The 19,925-nt window shown below is 67.3% G+C and carries 17 protein-coding genes; 15 read left to right on the top strand and 2 right to left on the bottom strand.

Annotated elements, in window-relative coordinates:
- Positions 1 to 177: 177 nt before the first annotated feature.
- The 5 genes from STARVERO_RS17310 (at position 178) to STARVERO_RS17290 (ending at position 5,601) form a co-directional block, all read left to right on the top strand.
- Positions 178 to 735, top strand: a complete 558-nt coding sequence (locus tag STARVERO_RS17310; RefSeq protein WP_159600330.1) for a gluconokinase — start codon at positions 178 to 180, stop codon at positions 733 to 735.
- The gene (locus STARVERO_RS17305; RefSeq protein WP_200837851.1) at positions 732 to 1,310 is read left to right on the top strand and encodes a TRAP transporter small permease; all 579 of its coding nucleotides are present in this window, start codon (positions 732 to 734) and stop codon (positions 1,308 to 1,310) included. The genes STARVERO_RS17310 and STARVERO_RS17305 overlap by 4 nt, the downstream gene beginning before the upstream one ends.
- Complete coding sequence (locus STARVERO_RS17300; RefSeq protein ID WP_159600328.1) at positions 1,307 to 2,584, top strand: TRAP transporter large permease; 1,278 nt, start codon at positions 1,307 to 1,309, stop codon at positions 2,582 to 2,584. Before STARVERO_RS17305 ends, STARVERO_RS17300 begins: the two co-directional genes overlap by 4 nt.
- A gap of 44 nt (positions 2,585 to 2,628) precedes the next feature.
- Positions 2,629 to 3,642, top strand: coding sequence for a TRAP transporter substrate-binding protein (locus STARVERO_RS17295; RefSeq protein ID WP_144341618.1), 1,014 nt, complete (start codon positions 2,629 to 2,631; stop codon positions 3,640 to 3,642).
- A 156-nt stretch (positions 3,643 to 3,798) separates the two neighbouring features.
- Complete coding sequence (locus tag STARVERO_RS17290) at positions 3,799 to 5,601, top strand: methanol/ethanol family PQQ-dependent dehydrogenase (RefSeq protein ID WP_159600326.1); 1,803 nt, start codon at positions 3,799 to 3,801, stop codon at positions 5,599 to 5,601.
- Between the two features lie 30 nt (positions 5,602 to 5,631).
- Here the strand turns inward: STARVERO_RS17290 and STARVERO_RS17285 are convergent, their stop codons facing one another.
- Positions 5,632 to 6,828, bottom strand: a complete 1,197-nt coding sequence (locus tag STARVERO_RS17285; protein ID WP_159600324.1) for an ROK family transcriptional regulator — start codon at positions 6,826 to 6,828, stop codon at positions 5,632 to 5,634.
- A gap of 114 nt (positions 6,829 to 6,942) precedes the next feature.
- Between STARVERO_RS17285 and STARVERO_RS17280 the strand changes: the two genes are divergently transcribed.
- The 6 genes from STARVERO_RS17280 to STARVERO_RS17255 all read left to right on the top strand — a co-directional run bounded on the left by STARVERO_RS17280 (position 6,943) and on the right by STARVERO_RS17255 (position 14,175).
- Positions 6,943 to 8,229: an extracellular solute-binding protein gene (locus tag STARVERO_RS17280; RefSeq protein WP_159600322.1), complete on the top strand. Its 1,287-nt coding sequence runs from the start codon at positions 6,943 to 6,945 to the stop codon at positions 8,227 to 8,229.
- A gap of 8 nt (positions 8,230 to 8,237) precedes the next feature.
- Positions 8,238 to 9,143, top strand: coding sequence for a carbohydrate ABC transporter permease (locus STARVERO_RS17275; RefSeq protein WP_159600320.1), 906 nt, complete (start codon positions 8,238 to 8,240; stop codon positions 9,141 to 9,143).
- Positions 9,140 to 9,988 carry a carbohydrate ABC transporter permease gene (locus STARVERO_RS17270; protein ID WP_159600318.1) on the top strand — a complete coding sequence of 283 codons (849 nt, stop codon included), beginning with the start codon at positions 9,140 to 9,142 and terminating at the stop codon, positions 9,986 to 9,988. The genes STARVERO_RS17275 and STARVERO_RS17270 overlap by 4 nt, the downstream gene beginning before the upstream one ends.
- Positions 9,989 to 9,993: 5 nt before the next feature.
- Positions 9,994 to 11,070 (top strand): ABC transporter ATP-binding protein, encoded by a 1,077-nt coding sequence (locus tag STARVERO_RS17265; protein WP_280178132.1) that lies wholly within the window; start codon positions 9,994 to 9,996, stop codon positions 11,068 to 11,070.
- 46 nt (positions 11,071 to 11,116) lie between these two features.
- Positions 11,117 to 12,499: an aminotransferase gene (locus tag STARVERO_RS17260; protein ID WP_159600316.1), complete on the top strand. Its 1,383-nt coding sequence runs from the start codon at positions 11,117 to 11,119 to the stop codon at positions 12,497 to 12,499.
- A 224-nt stretch (positions 12,500 to 12,723) separates the two neighbouring features.
- Positions 12,724 to 14,175, top strand: a complete 1,452-nt coding sequence (locus tag STARVERO_RS17255; protein WP_159600314.1) for an amidase — start codon at positions 12,724 to 12,726, stop codon at positions 14,173 to 14,175.
- Positions 14,176 to 14,193: 18 nt separating this feature from the next.
- Here STARVERO_RS17255 and STARVERO_RS17250 read toward each other — a convergent pair whose 3' ends face one another.
- Positions 14,194 to 15,861: an amidohydrolase gene (locus STARVERO_RS17250; RefSeq protein ID WP_159600312.1), complete on the bottom strand. Its 1,668-nt coding sequence runs from the start codon at positions 15,859 to 15,861 to the stop codon at positions 14,194 to 14,196.
- Positions 15,862 to 16,022: 161 nt separating this feature from the next.
- On the opposite strand from STARVERO_RS17250, the gene STARVERO_RS17245 reads away from it, so the two are divergent.
- The 4 genes from STARVERO_RS17245 to STARVERO_RS17230 are packed head-to-tail and all read left to right on the top strand — an operon-like array spanning position 16,023 to position 19,913.
- Positions 16,023 to 17,129: an ABC transporter ATP-binding protein gene (locus tag STARVERO_RS17245; RefSeq protein ID WP_159601860.1), complete on the top strand. Its 1,107-nt coding sequence runs from the start codon at positions 16,023 to 16,025 to the stop codon at positions 17,127 to 17,129.
- Positions 17,130 to 17,131: 2 nt separating this feature from the next.
- Positions 17,132 to 18,055, top strand: coding sequence for an ABC transporter permease (locus tag STARVERO_RS17240; RefSeq protein ID WP_159600310.1), 924 nt, complete (start codon positions 17,132 to 17,134; stop codon positions 18,053 to 18,055).
- Entirely contained in the window at positions 18,048 to 18,854 is an 807-nt protein-coding gene (locus tag STARVERO_RS17235) for an ABC transporter permease (protein WP_159600308.1), read from the top strand. Before STARVERO_RS17240 ends, STARVERO_RS17235 begins: the two co-directional genes overlap by 8 nt.
- A 24-nt stretch (positions 18,855 to 18,878) precedes the next feature.
- A complete protein-coding gene (locus STARVERO_RS17230) occupies positions 18,879 to 19,913 on the top strand; it encodes an extracellular solute-binding protein (RefSeq protein WP_159600306.1) in 1,035 nt (344 codons plus the stop codon).
- The last annotated feature ends 12 nt before the right edge of the window (positions 19,914 to 19,925 follow it).

The following is a 19,925-nucleotide window of genomic DNA, read 5'->3' as shown; positions in this document are numbered from 1 at the left end:
CCGGCCGGAGCGGCGTTCTTTACAAGCCGATTTGATAGCGCTAACATTTTTCGACTTCATAACAAGAGCAGTGAATCTGCCGCTCCTTGGTCCGGACAAATCTGGGCTGGAATCAAGGGGATGATCGGGAGGAAGACGGGTGTCTGTTAGCGCTGTCCTATCGGTGCGCGCGCGGCCATGAACGGCGCGGCGTCCACTATTGCCCCCATCACTGCTCCTATCGTCGTGGTGATGGGCGTGTGCGGCAGCGGCAAGTCCAGCATCGGCCGGGCGCTGGCCGGCCGTCACGGCTGGTCGTTCCTCGAAGGCGACGACCTGCATCCGCCCGGCAATGTCGAGCGCATGTCGCAGGGCCAGCCCCTGACCGACGACGACCGCCATGACTGGCTCGCCGCCATCGGCGAGCGGATCGCGGAAGCGGATCACGCCGGTGCCGGGCTCGTCGTCGCCTGCTCGGCGCTGAAGCGCAGCTATCGCGACCAGCTCTCAGCCGTCAGCCCGCGGGTGATGTTCCTGCACCTTTCCGGCGACCGCGCGCTGATCGAGGCGCGCATGGCGGCGCGTGCCGGCCATTTCATGCCGCTCAGCCTCATCGACAGCCAGTTCGCGACGCTGGAGCCCCCGCAGCCCGACGAGCGCGCCGTGACCCTGCCCATCGACATGGAGCCGGGGGCGCTCCTGGACGAGGCCGAGGATCGGCTCGACCGGCTCCAGCTCCAGGAGAGTGCCCGATGAAACGTATCGCGAACGGCCTCCAGACCGCCATCGAATGGCTGATCGGGGCCATGCTCCTCGTGATGGTGGTGCTGGTCTTCGCCAATGCCGCCGGGCGCTATCTCTTCGGCACGGGCGTCGCTGCCTCGGAAGAGATCGCCCGCCTCGCCTTCGTCTGGCTCATCTTCCTCGGCGCCATCCTCGCGGTGCGCGAGCGCACGCATGTTGGCGTCGACATGCTGGTGCAGCGCCTGCCGCGCGCCGGGCGGAAGGCCTGCCTCGTCATCTGCAACCTTCTCATCCTCTATGCCCTGTGGCTCTTCGCCGAGGGGAGCTGGCAGCAGGTGATCGTCGGCCTCAACAGCCGCATGCCGGTCACGGACATCTCGCTGGCCGCCTTCGCCGCCGCCGGGCTCGTCACCTCGGTGGCCATGGCGGCGCTGTTCCTGGCGGATCTGGTCCGGCTGTTCAGCGGCCGGATGGCCGACGCCGAGCTCGTGCAGGTGCGCGAGACGGCGGATGCCGAGGAAATCAAGGAATTCGAGCGCGAATTCGCCGCCGGCGGCAGCACGGCTCACTCGGGGAAGGCGCCATGACAATCGCCCTGTTTCTCGGCTCGCTGCTGGGCCTGATGGCCATCGGCATGCCGATCGCCTTCGCGCTGATGCTGACCGGCGTCGCGCTGATGTACCAGCTCGACTTCTTCGACGCCCAGCTGCTCGCCCAGAACATGCTGGGCGGGGCCGACAATTTCCCGCTCATGGCGGTGCCGTTCTTCCTGCTGGCCGGCGAGCTGATGAACGCCGGCGGCCTGTCGAAGCGTATCGTGGCGCTCGCCGTCACCCTGTTCGGCCACATCCGGGGCGGGCTCGGCTATGTGGCCATCGGTACCTCGGTGGTGCTGGCGAGCCTGTCGGGCTCGGCCATCGCGGATACCGCGGCCATCGCCGCGCTGCTCATCCCGATGATGCGCAACAACGGCTACAATCTCGAACGTTCCTCGGGCCTCATCGCCGCGGGCGGTATCATCGCGCCGATCATTCCGCCGAGCATGTCCTTCATCATCTACGGCGTCGCCACCAACATCTCGATCACCAAGCTGTTCATGGCCGGCATCGTGCCGGGCCTTCTGATGGGCGTGACGCTGGTGCTGATCTGGATGCGCGTCGCCCGCAAGGAGGATGTGCCGGTGCAGCCGCGCCAACCCTGGTCTGTCCGCTTCAAGGCGGCGGTGGACGGTATCTGGGCGCTGGTCATGCCGGTGATCATCATCGGCGGCATGCGGTTCGGCCTGTTCACGCCGACCGAGGCGGCGGTGGTCGCCGCCGTCTATGCGCTTATTGTCGGCTTGTTCGTCTACCGCGAGATCTCCCTCCGCGACCTTCCGCAGCTGTTCGTTTCCGCCGCCAAGACGACGGCGGTGGTGATGTTCCTCGTCGCGGCGGCGATGGTCACGGCCTACATGATCACGCTGGCGGAGCTGCCGGGGCAGGTGATCTCCCTGCTCGAGCCGATGCTCGACCATCCCAAATGGCTGATGGCCGCCATCGTCGTGCTGCTGACCCTCGTCGGTACCGCGATGGACCTCACCCCGACCATCCTGATCCTCGGCCCGGTGCTGGTGCCGCTCATCACCAAGGCCGGCATCGACCCGGTCTATTTCGGGGTGATGTTCGTCATGGTCGGCGCGGTCGGGCTGCTCACCCCGCCGGTCGGCACGGTGCTCAACGTCGTGTGTGGCGTCGGCCGGGTGAGCATGGAAGGCATTATTCGCGGCGTCTGGCCCTATGTCGTCGCCTATACGGCGCTGATCGGGCTCTTCGTCGTGTTCCCGGAGATCATCACCGTGCCGGCGGGCTGGCTGCACTGACAGCGGCCGCGCCGGCCAATATCGACGCCAAGGAGGAAACACGCATGAAGAAATGGCTGCTTACCGCCGCCGCGGCGGCACTCACCCTGTCGTTCGGCGCCCACGCCTACGCGCAGAACATCCAGCCCCGGCTGATCCGCTTCGGTTACGGCCTCAATGAGGACAGCAATCAGGGCCGCGCCGCCCGCTTCTTCGCCGAGGAAGTCGCCAAGCGCTCCGGCGGCAAGCTGAAGGTGCGCACCTTCGGCGCCGCCACGCTCGGCCCCGACCCGCAGATGCAGAACGCGCTCATCGGCGGGGCGCAGGAGATGATGGTCGGCTCCACCGCGACGCTGGTCGGCACGGTGAAGGAGTTCGCCATCTGGGACGTGCCCTTCATGTTCGCCAACGAGAAGGAAGCCGACGCGGTGCTCGACGGCCCGGTCGGGCAGAAGCTGCTCGACAAGCTGCAGGAGAAGGGCCTCGTCGGCCTCGTCTATTGGGAGAACGGCTTCCGCAACCTGACCAACAGCCGGCACAAGATCGAGAAGGCCGAGGACCTGCAGGGCGTGAAGCTGCGGGTGATGCAGAACCCCGTCTTCATCGACACTTTCAAGGCCGCCGGCGCCAATGCCGTGCCGCTCGCCTTCGCCGAGCTGTTCACCGCGCTGGAGACCAAGGCGGTGGACGGACAGGAGAACCCGTACACCACCATCGTCTCGTCGAAGTTCTACGAGGTTCAGAAGTACCTCACCGTCACCAACCATGTGTACAGCCCGTGGATCATGACGGCGAGCAAGGTGTGGTGGGACAAGCTCTCGCCGGACGAGCAGAAGATCCTCATCGACGCGGCCGTCGCCTCGCGCGACTTCGAGCGCGCCGACACCCGCGCCGAGGCTGCGAAGGCGCTCGACCAGCTCAAGGCCGATGGCATGGACGTCACCGTCATGCCGCCGGAAGAGGTCGCCAAGCTGCGCGAGAAGGCGGCGCCGGTGACCAAGACCGTGATCGACAGCGTCGGCCAGCCGCTCTGGGACGAGGTGCAGGCCGAGATCCGCAAGACGCGCGGGACGAACTGACCTATCCGTCGTTATGAAGATGCGGGCGCGGCAACCTGACGGGTGCCGCGCCTGTTGCTTGCGCCCCGGCCTTGCGTGCTATCCACGGCGACGGCCCTGTCCGTCGGGCCCGGGGAGACGCGCATGAAGGCGAGCGGGACAGCGATATTCCCAAGCATGGCCCTTGTCCTGGCGCTTGCCTCGGCGGTGATGGCCCCGACATCCGCCGTGGCGAATGATGATGTGCTCCGGCGCACCGCCGATCCCGCCCAGCAGGTGCTGCAGACCGTCGATTACGCCAACACCCGTTATTCCCGCCTCGACCGGATCAACGCCGGCAATGTCGGCCAGCTCCAGGTGGCCTGGACCTTCTCGACCGGCGTGCTGCGCGGCCACGAGGGCAGCCCGCTGGTCGTCGACGGCGTGATGTATGTCCATACGCCCTTTCCCAACGTGGTCTACGCGCTCGACCTCGACAATGACGGGCGCATCCTGTGGAAATACGAGCCGCAGCAGGACAGCGACGTCGCCGCCATCATGTGCTGCGATCTGGTCTATCGCGGCCTCGCCTATGCGCAGGGGCTGGTGTTCCTGCATCAGGCCGATACGACCCTCGTCGCGCTCGACGCGAAGACCGGCGCGGTGCGCTGGAAGGTGGCGAACGGCGATCCCAGGAAGGGCGAGACCAACACCGCCACGGTGATGCCGGTGAAGGACAAGCTGATCGTCGGCATCGCCGGCGCCGAGTTCGGTGCGCGCGGCCATATCAGCGCCTACAACATCGCCGACGGCACGCTGGCCTGGCGTGCCTATTCCACCGGCCCGGACGCCGAGATACTGCTCGATCCGCAGAAGACCACCGAACTCGGCAAGCCGGTCGGCCCGGATTCCTCGTTGAAGAGCTGGGAGGGCGACCAGTGGAAGATCGGCGGCGGCGCGCCGTGGGGGTGGTTCGCCTATGATCCGGCGCTGAACCTCGTCTATTACGGCAGCGCCAACCCCGGCACCTGGAACCCTTCCCAGCGCCCGGGCGACAACAAATGGGCGATGACCATCTTCGCCCGCGACGCCGACACCGGGATGGCGCGCTGGGTCTACCAGATGACCCCGCACGATCAGTGGGACTATGACGGCGTGAACGAGATGATCCTGACCGATCAGCCCGTCGACGGCCGCATGCGCAAGCTTCTCACCCATTTCGACCGCAACGGCTTCGCCTACACGCTCGACCGCGCGACCGGCGAACTGCTGGTGGCGGAGAAGTTCGAGCCCGGCGTGAACTGGGCGACCGGCGTCGACATGGACGAGACAAGCCCGACCTATGGGCGGCCGATCCTCGATCCAAAATACGGCACTGAGGCCGAGGGCGAGGATGTGACCTATAGCGGCATCTGCCCCGCCGCCATCGGGGCGAAGAACCAGCAGCCGGGGGCCTTCTCGCCGCAAACCGGCCTGTTCTACGTGCCGGGCAGCGCGCTGTGCATGGACTACGAGCCGTTCCATGTCGATTACGCCGCCGGCCAACCCTATGTCGGCGCGACGCTCACCATGTATCCGGCGCCCGGAGGCGAGGGGCGGACGGGGCGGTTCATTGCCTGGGACAATGTGAAGGGGCGTGTCGTCTGGCAGGTGCCGGAGCGCTTCTCGGTCTGGTCCGGCGCCCTCGCCACGGCGGGCGGCGTGGTGTTCTACGGTACGCTGGAAGGCTATCTGAAGGCCGTCGATGCCCGGACCGGGAAAGAGCTCTACCGCTTCCGGACGCCCTCCGGCATCGTCGGCAACGTCATGACCTACGAGCATCGCGGCAGGCAGTACGTCGCCGTGCTGTCGGGCGTCGGCGGCTGGGCCGGCATCGGGCTTGCCGCCGGTCTCGCCGATCCCAATGCCGGCTCGGGCGCGAAGGACGCCTATGCCGCGCTCGGCAGCTACACCGCGCTGGGCGGCCAGCTCACCGTCTTCGCGCTTCCGGGCGGACGGTAGCGCTTCAAGGTGTCGGCGGGCGCCGGGCCGTCACCCGCCGACGAGTTCGCCGTCGCTGTCGCCGAGATGGCGGTATTGCGGATCCAGCATCGCGAGCACGGGAAGCGTCGCCGCGCCGCGCGCCACCGCATCGGCGCCGAGATCGGCCCGCATGAGGCGGGGAAGCTGTCGGTTGGTGAGCGAGATGGAGTCGTAGAGCGGCTCCACCCGCTCGATGAGCGCCTCGATCAGCCATGCCGGCGCATCGCCGCCGAACATGATGGTTTGCGGATCGAACAGGTTCTCCAGCGTATTGATGCCGCTCCGCAGCGGTTCGGTCGCTTCGGAGAGCCATGCCGTCACCAGCGGGTGGCTGGCGGAGAGTTCGTTCTCGATCCGGTGCATGTCGTGCATCTCGATGCCGCACTCGCCGAGATAGCGCGTCAGCGAATCCACCGAGACGTAGGTCTCCAGGCATCCATGCTTGCCGCAGATGCAGCTATGCCCTCCGGGCACCGCGATGGTGTGGCCGAGCTCGCCGGCATTGCCGTTGGCGCCGCCGAAGGCCGAGCCGTTCGTCATGATGCCGGAGCCGAGGCCGTTGCCGAGATAGAGATAGACGAAGTGCCGGAGCTTGCGCGCCGCCGTGCCGAAGCGCCACTCGGCCGTTACCGCGCATTGCCCGTCATTGGCCAGTGCCACCGGGAGCCCCGTTGCCTCGCGCAGGGCCTGACGCAGGATCAGCCCGTCCCAGCCTGGCAGGCGCGGCGGGCTCATGCTGGGCACGCCGAAGGGGCCGGGCGTGGCGAGGCCGATGCCGAGAAAGCGGCTGGTGTCGATGCCGGCCTGCTCAAGAAGGGCAGGCACTTGGCCGGCGAGGTCCTGCGCCACGCGCCCGGCATCGACGCTGCTGAGCGGTCGCGCCTCGCGATGGCGCACCTCGCCGCCCAGATTCATGACCACGGCGGCGGCGCGGCCGAAATCGACGTGGAAGCCGATGGTGTAGGCACCGTCAGGATGGATGGCGACGGGCTTCGGCGGCTTGCCGACGCGCCGCTCTCCCGACTTCTCCTCCCGCACGAAACCGAGCGCGAGGAGTTCGTCCACCAGATCCGACGTCGCCTGCTTCGACAGGCCGGTGGTCTCGGAGATGGCGATGCGCGGCAGCGGCCCGTGGATGCGGATCGCTTCGAAGACGACCCACTGATTGACGAGCTTCGACTTCACCGCATTGGTCGCGCGCAGCATGTCGGCCTTTCGGAAATTAATAAGTCATCTTGACGGATTAATTATTGACAGGGAACGGGTGACCCCACACTCTGCGCGGCAAGGCGTAGTTCAAAAGCCAGAAGGGGTCCATCCATGTCCATCCAGATGTCACGCCGCGGCATGCTCCAGGCCGCTGCGGCGGCCGGTGCCGCCGCCGCTTTGCCGTTCGGCCTTTCCTCCCATGCCGCCGCTGAGGAAGCGCTCACCGTCTTCGGCCCGCTGCCGCCCGACCCGGCGCCGCCGGGCGCGGCCAAGTTCTCGGAAGCGGCGTTCGAGGCGTGGAAGAAGGCGCACGGCGCCTCGGTGACCTACGACCTTCTGGCCTGGCCGCAGCTGCACGACCGCATGGCGACCGCCTTCGCGTCCGGATCGGCGCCATGGGACGTGATCTACATGTGCGGCTGGGTGCCGGAATTCGTCTCGTTCCTGACGCCTTTCGCCGACGAACTGCCCAAGTCCCTCGTCGACGACCTGCCCGTCTCGAGTTTCGAGACCGTGACCTGGCAGGGCAAGCGCTACGGAGCGATATTCACCCTCTCCCTGCTGACCCTCTTCTACAACAAGGAGCACCTCGCCGAGGTCGGCTTCAACGAAGCGCCGAAGAACTGGGACGAGTTCAAGCGGGCGACCAAGGAGCTCACGCGCAACGGCCGCTTCGGCTTTGTCGCGAACTACGGCGATCCCGCCGGCATCGGCGGTACGGCGAGCTACTGGATGGCGTTCCTCCAGCAGGCCGGCGGCAAGATGTATGGCGAGGACGGCATGCCCGTCTTCAAGAGTGACGCCGGCGTCGCCGCCCTGCAGATGATGATGGACCTGATGGCCGCCGGTACCGATCCGGGCTCGATCTCCTATGCCAGCATCAACGACTCCACCAACGTGCTGCTCGCGGGCCGCGCCTCGATGATGATGAACTGGCCCTTCATGTGGAACGCGGCGCAGGATCCGGCGCAGTCGCAGATCGTCGGCAAGCTCGCCAGCGCCATCCTGCCGGCGGGGCCGGCCGGCAGTGCCTCGATTGATGGCACCGACGCATGGACGGTCAGCAAGGCCAGCAAGAATCCGGCTCTCGCCCGCCAGCTCGTTGAATTCTACCTCGATGCCGAGGTGCAGAAGCGCCAGGCGCTGGACACGGGCTGGCTGCCGATCCGCCTTTCCGTGCTTGCGGACCCGGAGGTGCAGCAGAAGCTGCCCAATGCCGCCGTGGTGCTGGAACAGGCGAAACACCCCTACAACAGCTTCGTCACGCCCGACTTCAACCAGGTGACCCAGGCCGTCGGCACGGAAGTGCAGAAGGCGCTGCAGGGCCAGAAGACGGCGGCTCAGGCCATTGCCGACGCCTCCGACCTCGTCTCCGCGATCGTGAAGCGCCGCGGCTGATCGGTCCGATGGCGTCCCAGGCCACCTTTGAACAGCGCCGGCGGTCCGCCGGCCTGTTCCTCGTCGCGCCGGCGATCGTCGTCCTTCTGGCGATCCTCGGCTATCCCATCCTGGAATCCATGATGCTGGCCCTGCAGAGGGTCCAGCTCAGCGCCGGCGAGATCCAGCGCAGCTTCATCGGGCTCGGCAATTTCCAGCGGCTGCTGGCGGACGAGACCTTTCGCCATGCGGCGCTCAACACGCTCTATTTCTCCGTCGCCGAGGTGGTGCTGGTCGTCGTGCTGGGCTTCGGCGTCGCCCTCCTGCTCAACCATCCGCTCGGCCGGCCGGGCTTCTTCCGCATCCTGCTGGTCGTGCCATGGGCTATCGCGCCGGTGGCGAACGCCGTGCTGTGGAAATGGATCCTCAACGCCAATTACGGCGTGTTGAACGGCATCCTGCAGTCGCTGGGGCTGATCGACTATTATCAGGTGTGGCTCGGCTCGCCGTTCTCGGCGCTGAACTTCCTGCTGCTGGTCGACGTCTGGAAGTCCGTGCCCTTCGTCGCCCTGCTGCTGCTGGCCGGGCTCCAGCGCGTGCCCTCCATCCTCTACCGTGCCGCCTATATGGACGGCGCCAGCCGCCTCCAGGCCTTCCGGCATGTCACCCTTCCCTCGATGCGCGGCGCCGTCGCCATCGCGGTGGTGCTCCAGACGATCTGGTCGCTGCGCGTGTTCGATCTGGTCTTCGTGCTGACGCGCGGCGGGCCGGCGGACGCCACGGTGCTGCTGAACTTCCTGGCCTACCGGGTCACGTTCAACTTCCTCGACATCGGCTACGGCGCGGCCATCGCCAACGTCATCTTCGTCCTGACGCTGCTGCTGGCGATCCTCTACATCCGGCTGGTCCGGCCGGCGGAAGGAGCCGCGCGATGAGCTATGCCCTCTATCGCCGCGGCGGAGCGGGGTTGCGGCTGGTCACCATCGTCGGGCTGGTCCTGTTCGTCGTCTGGTCGGCGGCTCCCGTGGTGTGGCTGATCCTGTCCAGCCTGCTCCAGCAGAAGGCGCTGATCGCCCGGCCGCCGGACCTGTCGCCGGCGAACCTGACGCTCGACAATTTCGTCACCGTCGTCGCCTCGGCGGCGGCGCTCGGGCGGGGCATCCTGAACTCGCTGATCGTGGCGCTGTTCTCGACCGCCGTGGCGCTCGCCCTCGGCGCGCCGGCCGCCTATGCACTGGCCCGGCTGTCGGTGCAGCGTGCCAATGCCATCGCTTTCCTCGTGCTGGCGACGCAGATGCTGCCGAGCATCGCCATCGCCATTCCGCTGTTCCTCGTCATCAGCCGCATAGGCCTGATCGACAACGTGTTCTCGCTCGGCGTGGTCTATCTCTCCTTCAACCTGCCGATCGTGATCTGGATCCTGCGCGGTTTCTTCCTCGGCATTCCCGCCGGGCTGGAGAAGGCGGCCGCAATCGATGGCGCGGGGGTGCTGCGCACCTTCTGGCACATCGTGCTGCCCATCTCGATCCCGCCGCTCGGTGCCGCCGCCGTCTTCGCCTTCGTCGAGGCGTGGAACGAGTTCTTCTTCGCCCTGATCCTCACGCGCCAGTCGGCGCAGACCGTTCCCCTGGTGATCGCCGCCTTCGCCGGCCAGTACCAGACCGTGTTCGGCCAGATGATGGCGGCCGCCCTCATCAGCGTCGTGCCGGTGATCGTGCTGGCCGTCGTGTTCCGCGACTGGATCGTTCGCGGCTTCGCCGACGGGATGATGAAAGGATGACATCCGTGCCGCCACGCCTTCCGCCGGCCATCGAACTGCGCCGCGTCGCCAAGTCCTTCGGCACCGTGCAGGTCTGCCGGGATGTCGATCTGGCGATCGAGACGGGCGAGTTCGTCACCTTGCTGGGCCCTTCGGGCTGCGGCAAGACGACGACGCTCAACATGGTCGCCGGCCTCGAAGACAGCACTAGCGGGGACATCCTGCTGGCCGGGCGCCGGGTCAACGAGCTCTCCCCCGTCGAGCGCGACGTCGCCATGGTGTTCCAGAACTACGCGCTCTATCCGCACATGACGGTGGCCGAGAATATCGGCTTCACGCTGCGCATGCGCGGCATGAAGCGCGCCGAGATCGCCACGCGCGTGACGGCCATCGCCGCCTCGCTCGAACTCTCCCACGTGCTCGAACGCCTGCCGGCGCAGCTTTCCGGCGGCCAGCAGCAACGCGTGGCCATCGGCCGAGCTCTGGTGCGCGAGCCGCGCATCTTCCTGTTCGACGAACCGTTCTCCAACCTCGACGCGGCGCTGCGCGTGAAGATGCGTGCCGAGGTGAAGCAGCTTCACCAGCGCCTCGGCGTGACCTCGCTGTTCGTGACCCACGACCAGGAAGAGGCGATGTCGATCTCCGACCGCATCGCCGTGATGAATCGCGGCCGGGTGGAGCAGTTCGGCACCCCGGAGGAAATCTACGCCCGCCCGGCGACCCGCTACGTCGCCTCCTTCATCGGCAATCCGCAGATCGAGCTGATGCCGGGGACGGTCGAGGCGGCCGATGGCCGGCCCGCGGTCCGGCTGGGCGCGCAGGTCCTGCCGTTGCCCGGCGACGGGCGCTTCCGGCCGGGACAGAAGGTCGAGATCGGTATCCGGCCGGAGCATGTGCGGCTGGGAGCGGGGGATCTTTCCGCTTCGGTTCGCCTGGTGCAGCCGGTCGGTCCGCTGAGCCATGTCGTCCTCGACTGGGACGGGGGCTCGCTCACCGCCACCTTGCCCGGCTTCAGCCGGCTTCAGCCCGGCGAGCGCGTGAGCGCCGCCATCTCACCCGACGACATGCTGGTCTTCGATCAGGAAACCGGCCTGCGGCTTTAGTCCGCGGCGGCCGCCGGGCCGCTGCGCCAATTTGAAAAGGTGCGTCATGAATAAGCCCGTTCTGCCGAACTCCGTGGAGGCACGGGACATCGCCTACCATCTTCATTCGCAGACCAACCCGACGCTCATGGAGGAGCGCGGCCCGCTCGTGGTGGCGCGCGGCGAGGGGGTGCGCATCTACGACGAAGCCGGCAAGTCCTATATCGACGCGATGGCCGGGCTCTGGTGCGCCTCTCTCGGCTTCTCCAACGAGCGCCTCGCGGCGGCGGCGGGCCGGCAATATGCCCAGCTCGGCTTCTACCACACCTTCTTCCAGCGGACGATGGAAGGGGTGGCGACGCTGGCGGAGAAGCTGGTCGAGCTCACCGGCATGGAAGGCGGCAAGGCCTATTTCGCCACCTCGGGCTCGGAAGCCAACGAGACCATGGTGAAGCTCGCCTGGGTCTACCACACGGTTCGCGGCAGGCCGACGAAGCGCAAGGTGATCGCGCGCGACCGGGCCTTCCACGGCTCGACCATCGCCGCCGCCTCCATGTGCGGGCTCGGCTTCATGCACCGGGAGTTCGGACTGCCGCTGCCGGGCTTCCTGCACACGATCTGCCCCGATCCCTATCGCGGCATGCTGGAGGGAGAGGACGAGGCGGCCTTCGTCGAGCGTCTCGCCGCCGAGCTGGAGAAGCTGATCCTGCGTGAGGGCCCCGATTCCATCGCCGCCTTCATCGCCGAGCCGATCAATGCCGGCGGCGGCATCATCCTGCCGCCGAAGGGTTATTTCGCGCGCATCCAGCAGGTGCTGAAGAAGTACGACATCCTGTTCCTCGACGACGAGATCGTCTGCGGTTTCGGCCGCACCGGCAACTGGTTCGGCAAGGAGACGGTGGACGCCAGCCCGGACATGATGGCGCTCGCCAAGGGTCTGTCGTCCTCCTACTTCCCGATCTCCGCCGTCGTCGTGGCGCCGGCGATCTACGAGGCGGTGAAGGAATTCAACAAGGCCGGCGGCAATTTCGGCCACGGCTTCACCAATTCCGGTCATCCCGTCGGCGTGGCGGTCGCGCTGGAGGCCATCAAGATCTACGAGGAGATGGGCATCGTAGAACACGTGCGCACGATGGGCGCGCGCCTGCGCGGCCATTTCGAGCGCATCGGTGCCGCCTCGCCGATCGTCGGGCAGGTGCGCGGCGCGGGCCTGATGCTCGGCATCGAGCTGGTGGCGGACAAGCAGAGCCGCGCGCCGCTCGATCCTCACCTCCAGGCGGGGCCGGCCTTCGACCAGATCGCCTATGAAAACGGCCTCATCGCCCGCTGCATGGGCGACGTGCTGGGCTTCTCGCCGCCGCTGATCGTCAACGAGGCCGAGGTCGACGAGATCGCCGGGCGCTGCGAGGCGAGCCTCAAGCAGCTCGAACGCAAGCTCGGCGTCGCCTGACGCGTGTCATGCCGGGGCGCTCGCCACCCGCGCGGCGACGTCCCGGAACGACGGAGAGGGCACGCGGCGGCTTGCCGCGTGCCCCTTTTCCGCTTGCGGTGGCGATCCGCGACACCCCCGGTGGGACGCGATCGCGGACGTCCGTCTTCGAATAGCCGTTCCCAAAGCGCGCGCGCCGGTGCAGGTATGCGCGGGGTCCGTCGTCGCCCGGGGAATGTCGGTTCATGGATGTCAGCGAGCTTTACGAGACGAGCGACGCCGTCGCTCTGGCCGATCATGTGCGGCGCGGGGAAGTGCATCCGGCGGAGCTGCTGGACGAGGCGCTGCGGCGCGTCGAGGCCCTCAATCCACGGCTGAACGCCGTGGTGATGATGCGCGAGGGCGTAGCCCGCCGCATGATCGAGGAAGGGCTGCCGGACGGCCCGCTCAAGGGTGTGCCCTTCCTGCTCAAGGATCTCGGCGCCGAGGCCATCGATTTTCCGGGCAATAACGGCTCGCGGCTCTTCGCCGAGACGCGATACGGCAAGGATTCGTCGATCTATGCGCGCCTGCGCGCCGCCGGGCTCGTCACCTTCGGGCGGACCACCTCGCCGGAAGGCGGCGTCGGGCCGACGACGGAAGCGGCCGTCTATGGCGGGCCGACGCGCAACCCGTGGAATCTGGAGCATACGCCGGGCGGCTCCTCGGGTGGTGCCGCCGCGGCGGTCGCCGCCGGCATCGTGCCGGTCGCCCACGGTTCGGACGGCGGCGGCTCCGTGCGCATTCCCGCCTCGAGCTGCGGTCTGTTCGGCTTCAAGGCCACGCGCGCCCGGCTGCCGGACGGGCCCTATGTCGGCGAAGGCTGGGCCGGCATGGCGATCGACGGCTTCCTCACCCGGACGGTGCGCGACACGGCGGTACTGCTCGACGCGACGCAAGGCCCCGATCTCGGCGCGCCCTATGTGGCGCCGCCGCTGGAGGCCTCGTTCGCCGCGGCTCTCGCTCCCAGCGACCGCCGCCTGCGCGTTGCCTTCGTCACCACGACGCTGACGGGCGAGGCGATCCATCCGGAATGCCGCAGCGCCGTGGAGGCGACCGCCCGGCTACTGGAAGGCATGGGGCACATCGTCGAGGAAAGGCTGCCGCGCGCGGACACCTCCGGCATGATGGCGGCGTGGACGAAGATCGTCGGCTGCGGCACGGCGCTCTCGGTGGAAAGCGCCGTGCTCCGCCGCGGCCGGCCGCTGGCCGACGACGAGATCGAAAGCGTCGCCCGGACCGCCATCGCCTATGCGCGGAGCATCAGCGGCGCCGACTATCTCGAAGCCATCAACAAGGTGCACGCCTATGGGCGGGAGATGGCGGCGTTCTTCGAGGAATGCGACGTGCTGCTGACGGCGACGCTGGCGGAGCCCCCGGCCAGGCTCGGACGCTTCAACCATGTCGGCAAGGATTATGTCGATTACCGCATGGGGCCGGGCATGGTGTTCGCCTATTCGCCCTTCACCGCCGCTTTCAACGCTTCCGGCCAGCCGGCCGCCTCGCTGCCGCTGCATTGGACGGCGGACGGGCTGCCGGTCGGCGTTCACCTCGCCGCCGCCTATGGCCGCGACGAGCTGCTGCTCGGCCTGTGCGCGCGCTTGGAGGAGGCGGCGCCGTGGTTCCAGCGCCGCCCGCCGGTGAGCATGCCCCGCTGAGCGGGAGTGCAAGGCGTCCTAGGCGGCGCCGCGCTCATAGGTGAGCTGGCCGCCGCAGATCGTGGCGGCCACCTTCATGGCGTCGATCTCGCCCGGCTCCCGGGCCTCGATGTCGCCGGCGAGGATGACGACATCCGCCAGCGCGCCGCGCTTGAGCACGCCCTTGCGATCCTCGGTGAACTCGGTGAACGCACCGTCACGGGTGAAGCCGGCAATGGAATCGACGAGGCTCTGGCGCTCGTCGGGCGCGCCGTCGAACACCGGGCCGCGCATCATGGCGGTGCGGATGCCCAGCAGCGGGTCGAGCGGCGCCACCGGCCAGTCGCTGGCGAAGACCAGCCGCGCCCCGGTGTCGCGGATGGTCTGCCAGGGGTAGGCGAGCCGCATCCGCTCGCGCCCGACCATGGAGAGGATCGGCTCGGGCGGGTAGTAACCACCCGGCGCATGGGTCGGCTGCATCGAGGCGATCACCCCGAGCGCGGCGAAGCGGCCGAGATCGGCCGGCGCCAGCACCTCGATATGCTCGATGCGGTGGCGGCTGTCGCGGCGGCCATTGGCGCGCTGCGCCGCTTCGTAGCCGTTGAGCGTGCGGTTGACGGCGGCATCGCCGATGGCGTGGACGGCGATCTGGAAGCCCAGGCGGTCGATCTGCGTGCAGATGGCGTCGAACTCCTCCGGCTCGAAATAGGAGAAGCCGCGCACGCCTGGCGCCGTGTCGTAGTCCTCGAACATGTGGGCCGTGGTCGATTCGACCACCCCGTCCATGAAGATCTTCACGAAGTCGGCCCTCAGCCGGTCGGAGTTCCAGCGCCGGCGCATCTCCACCGCCTTCTCCAGCTCCGACAGGGCCATGCCCGGCGTGAAGCGGAACGGCACCCGGCCGCGCACGATCAATTCGCCCGCCCGCTCGATTTCGCCGAGCAGTTCGAGCTGGTAGAAATTGCCGTCCATGTTGTGGAAGCTGGTGATGCCCAGCGAGGCACAATAGGCGAGCCCCTGCTTGATGATCGCCGTGTCGATGGCGCGCTGGGCGGCGGTGGGTGCGGTCTTCGGCTCGTGGCCGGCGAGGCCCAGCATCTCGCGTCCGCCGGTCGGGGTCAGGGCGGAGACCGGCGCCATCGCCTCGAATTCGCGCAGCTCGCCGGTGGCGAGGCCATCCTCGCCCATGACGATCTCGTTGCCCGGAGGCACGTCCCGGCCGCGCAGGATGCCGGCGGCCCGAAGCGCGGCCGTGTTCGCCCACATGGTGTGGTGATCGCTGGCGAACAGCGCCAGCGGCCGGTCGGGCAGAACGCGGTCGAGGAGCTGGCGGGTGATCGGCTCGTCATCGCCGAACATCGAATAGGCCGCCTGCTCGGCGATCAGCACCGTCGAAGCGTCCGAGGCGGCGCGCGCGCGGATCGCCGCGGCGATGCGGTCGAAGCCGGTGAAGCCGGCGAGCGACAGGCTGTCGAGCTGCGCACCACCGGTGAAGAGATGGATGTGGCTGTCGATGAAGCCGGGCAGGACGGAGGCGCCGCCGGCGTCGATGCGGCGGCTCGCCGAGGGGGCGGCCTCCGCCACCTCGGTACGGCTGCCGACTGCCAGAACGGTGCCGTCCTTCAAGGCGATCGCCTCGGCGAAAGGACGCTCCGGATCCATCGTGAGGATGCGGGCGTTCTCGATGAGAAGGTCGGCACTCGGCATGACGGCTCCTAAAATTTGGACTGTCCCAAAATTTGATCACATTCTTACCGAGGCGCCTTGTCGGAAGCCAACCCGTCACCTAGGCTGATCCAAATAATAATGCGAAGCACGGGACTTCCCCGTGTCTTCCAGAGGATGAAGACAGATCGGACGGGTGCATGATGCCGGAGCCTGCCGCGGCACAGGATAAGCGCGTCGCCATCGAGGCAAGGGGTATCGTCAAGCAGTTCGGGGAAGGAGCAGGCGCGCTACGCGCGCTCGACGACGTTTCGGTCGCCATCCGCGAGAACGAGTTCTTCACGCTGCTCGGGCCGTCCGGCTGCGGCAAGACCACCCTGCTGCGCATGATCGCCGGGTTCGAATTCCCCACCGAGGGAGCGATCCTGCTCTACGGCGAGGACATCGCCGGCCTGCCGCCCTTCAAGCGGCCCATCAACACCGTGTTCCAGAGCTACGCGCTCTTTCCCCATCTGACCGTCTGGGAGAATGTCGCCTTCGGCCTCGAAATGCTGGGGCGGCCCCGGGCGGAGATCGCCGCGCGCGTCGCCGAGATGCTCAAGCTGGTGCGTCTGGAGGAGCTGGCGCGGCGGCGCACCGACCAGATTTCCGGAGGCCAGGCCCAGCGCGTCGCGCTCGCCCGGGCGCTGGCGCCCGCGCCCAAGGTCCTGCTGCTCGACGAACCGCTCTCCGCGCTCGACTACAAGCTGCGCAAGGAGATGCAGATCGAGCTGAAGCGGATGCAGAGCGAGACCGGCATCACCTTCGTCTTCGTCACGCACGACCAGGAGGAAGCGCTCACCATGTCGGACCGCATCGCGGTGATGTCGAAGGGCCGGGTGCTGCAGATCGGCACCCCCTGGGACATCTACGACAAGCCGGCGGACCGCTTTGTCGCCGACTTCATCGGCGAGACGAATTTCATTACCGCCTCCGTGCTGGGCATCGAGCAGGGCGTCGCGACGGTGCGGCTGAGCTCCGGAGCCGAGATCCCGGCCACCATCGCCGAGGGGCTGGTTCCGAAAAGCGAGGCCACCATCGTCGTGCGGCCGGAGCACGCGCGGGCGGTGCCGGCCGGCGGGCAGCTCACCGGCATCGTGGAGAACGTGGTCTATTTCGGCACCGACACGCATATCCACATCAAGCTCGCGGGCGGCGAGCTCTTCATGGTGCGCCAGCAGAACAGCCGGACGCAGTCCTGCGGCTTCGAGGTCGGCGACCGCGCCGGGATCGAGATCGCCCCGGACGCGGCGCAGGTCCTGAGGGACTGACCATGGCGAGCGCCGAGGAGACGGCCAGGCAGGCGGAGCGGAAGCAGATACGCGGGCGCTGGCTGCTGTCGGCGCCGGCGCTCGTCATCATCTTCGTCGCGGCCATCGGCCCGCTGTTCGTGATGCTCGCCTACTCCTTCATGGTGAAGGGCGACTATGGCGACGTGAAGCCGGGTCAGTATTCGCTGGACGGCTGGTTCTCGGTCTTCTTCCAGCGCGACATCTTCGACGACACGGTGACGTTCGCCGACGCGCATCTGTCGATCATCTGGCGCTCGCTCCGGCTGTCCGTGATCACCACCCTCGCGACGCTCGTGCTGGGGTTCCCCACTGCCTACTTCATCGCGACGAGGCCCCGCCACACGCGCGAGGTCTGGGTTTTCCTCGTCACCATCCCGTTCTGGACCAACCTGCTCATCCGCGCCTTCGCGATGCAGCAGGTCATCCGCAACGAGGGCATCCTCAACTCGCTGCTGCGCGCCACCGGCATCATCGATCAGCCCCTGCAGATCATGTACACCGACTGGGCCATCCTGTTCGGCATGGTCTATGTCTATCTGCCGCTGATGGTACTGCCGCTCTATGCCAGCATGGAGAAGCTGGATTTCCGGCTCGTCGAGGCAGGCTACGATCTCTATGCGAGCCGCCTTGCCGTGCTCCGGCGCATCATCATCCCGCTGGTGAAGCCGGGCATCGTCGCGGGCTCGATCCTCGTCTTCATTCCCTCGCTCGGCGCCTATGTCATTCCGCGCGTGCTCGGCGGCGGCAAGAACCTGATGCTCGGCAACCTCATCGAGCTGCAGTTCGGCGCCGGTCGCAACTGGCCGCTGGGAGCGGCGCTCTCCATCGCGCTGATGGCGATCGTGATGGTTGCGCTGCTGTTCTACGTGCGCAACGCGGCGCGTTCGGGGGCGCAGCATGGCTAGCCGGCCGCATTTCGACATCCGCCGCCAGCCGGGCTTCGTCGCCATCGCGCTGTTCACCTTCGCGGTGCTCTATCTGCCAATCGCCACGCTGGTCACCTATGCCTTCAACGCCAGCGATTCCGTCACCGTCTGGGGCGGGCTGTCCCTGCGCTGGTTCGTCGAGGCGTCGCGCAACGCAGCGGTGCAGGACGCGGCATGGCGTTCCTTCGTCATCGCCACCAGCGCGGCCACGGTGGCCACCGTCGCCGCGACCATGGCGGCCATCGCCACGACCCGCACGCCTCCCTATCGGGGGCTGGGCTTCAAATACGCCTTCATCAACCAGCCCCTGATGGTGCCGGAGATCGTCACCGCGGTGGCGCTGCTGATCGTGTTCTCGCGCATCAAGGTGTGGACCGGCTATTCCGGCCTCGGCTACCTGATCCTCGCCCATACGGCGTTCTGCATCCCCTTCGCCTACCTGCCGATCCGGGCGCGGCTTGAGAGCATGGACTCGTCGCTGGAGCGCGCCGCCGCCGATCTCTACGCCACGCCCTGGAGGGCCTTCCGCCGGGTGACGCTGCCGCTGCTGCGCCCCGGCATCATCGCCGGCTTCATGCTGGCCTTCGTCATCTCGCTCGATGACGTGGTGATTACGGAATTCGTCAAATCCGGCGGGCAGGACACGCTGCCCACCTACATGTTGGGGCAGATCCGCCGCGAGGTGACGCCGGAGGTCAACGCCATCGCGACCGCGTTCCTCGCGCTTTCGGTGCTGCTCGTGACCGTGTTCTTCGTCATCAACCGCAAGAAGGCCTGAGCCAATCATCAACGGAGTGGGACCATGCACTGGAAGACCGCGGCCGCCGGAGCGGCCATCGCCCTCATGGGCTTCGTCGGCAGCGCCGCGGCGGAGGGCGCGCTCAACATCTACAACTGGGGCGACTACACGAATCCCGAGCTGATCAAGAAGTTCGAGGACAAGTACAAGGTCAAGGTCACCGTCACCGACTACGATTCCAACGACACCGCGCTCGCCAAGGTGCGTGCCGGCGGGCACGGCTTCGACATCGTGGTGCCCTCGGCCAACTACATGCCGATCTGGATCAAGGAGGGCCTGCTGCTGGAAGCGCGGCCCGACCAGATGGAGAACTTCAAGAACGTCGACGAGCGCTGGGTGAACGTACCGTGGGACCCGGGCCGCCGCTATTCGGTGCCGTGGCAGTGGGGCGTGAGCGGCATCGGCGTCAACAAGAAGGTCTTTGGTGGGGACATCAACACCTCGGCGATCTTCCTCGATCCGCCCAAGGAGCTGGTCGGCAAGATCAATGTCGAGCCGGAGATGAACGACGTCCTGTTCGCCACCATCAAATATTTCGGCGGCGACTGGTGCACCGCGGACCGGGAGGTGCTGAAGAAGGTGCGCGACAAGCTGCTCGAGGCCAAGCCGAAATGGCTCGCCATGGATTATTCCGTCACCGAGAAGCTGCCCTCCGGCGATTATGCCGGCGTCTATTACTGGAACGGCGCGATCATGCGCGCGCGGCTGAAGAATCCGGACATCGCCTTCGGCTATCCGAAGGAGGGCTATCCGGTCTTCATGGACAGCGTGACCATCCTCAAGGACGCGAAGAACGTCGAGAACGCCAAGCTGTTCATGAACTTCATCATGGAACCCGAGAACGCGGCGCTGATCTCGACCTTCGCGAAATACGCCAACGGCGTCAAGGGCTCGGACCAGTTCCTGCCGGCGGAGATGAAGGGCGCTCCCGAGCTGGTGGTGCCGGCGCAGTATGAGAAGGCCGGCGAGTTCCTCGTCGCCTGCCCGCCGGACGTCGCTGAGCTCTATACCCGCATCTGGACCGACGTGAACAAGTGAGGTGTCGGGAGA

This window comes from Starkeya nomas, assembly GCF_902703545.1.
Classification (GTDB): Bacteria; Pseudomonadota; Alphaproteobacteria; order Rhizobiales; family Xanthobacteraceae; genus Ancylobacter; species Ancylobacter moscoviensis.
The sequence above is the reverse complement of the archived record's forward strand: the minus strand, read 5'-3'. Positions and strand labels throughout refer to the sequence as shown.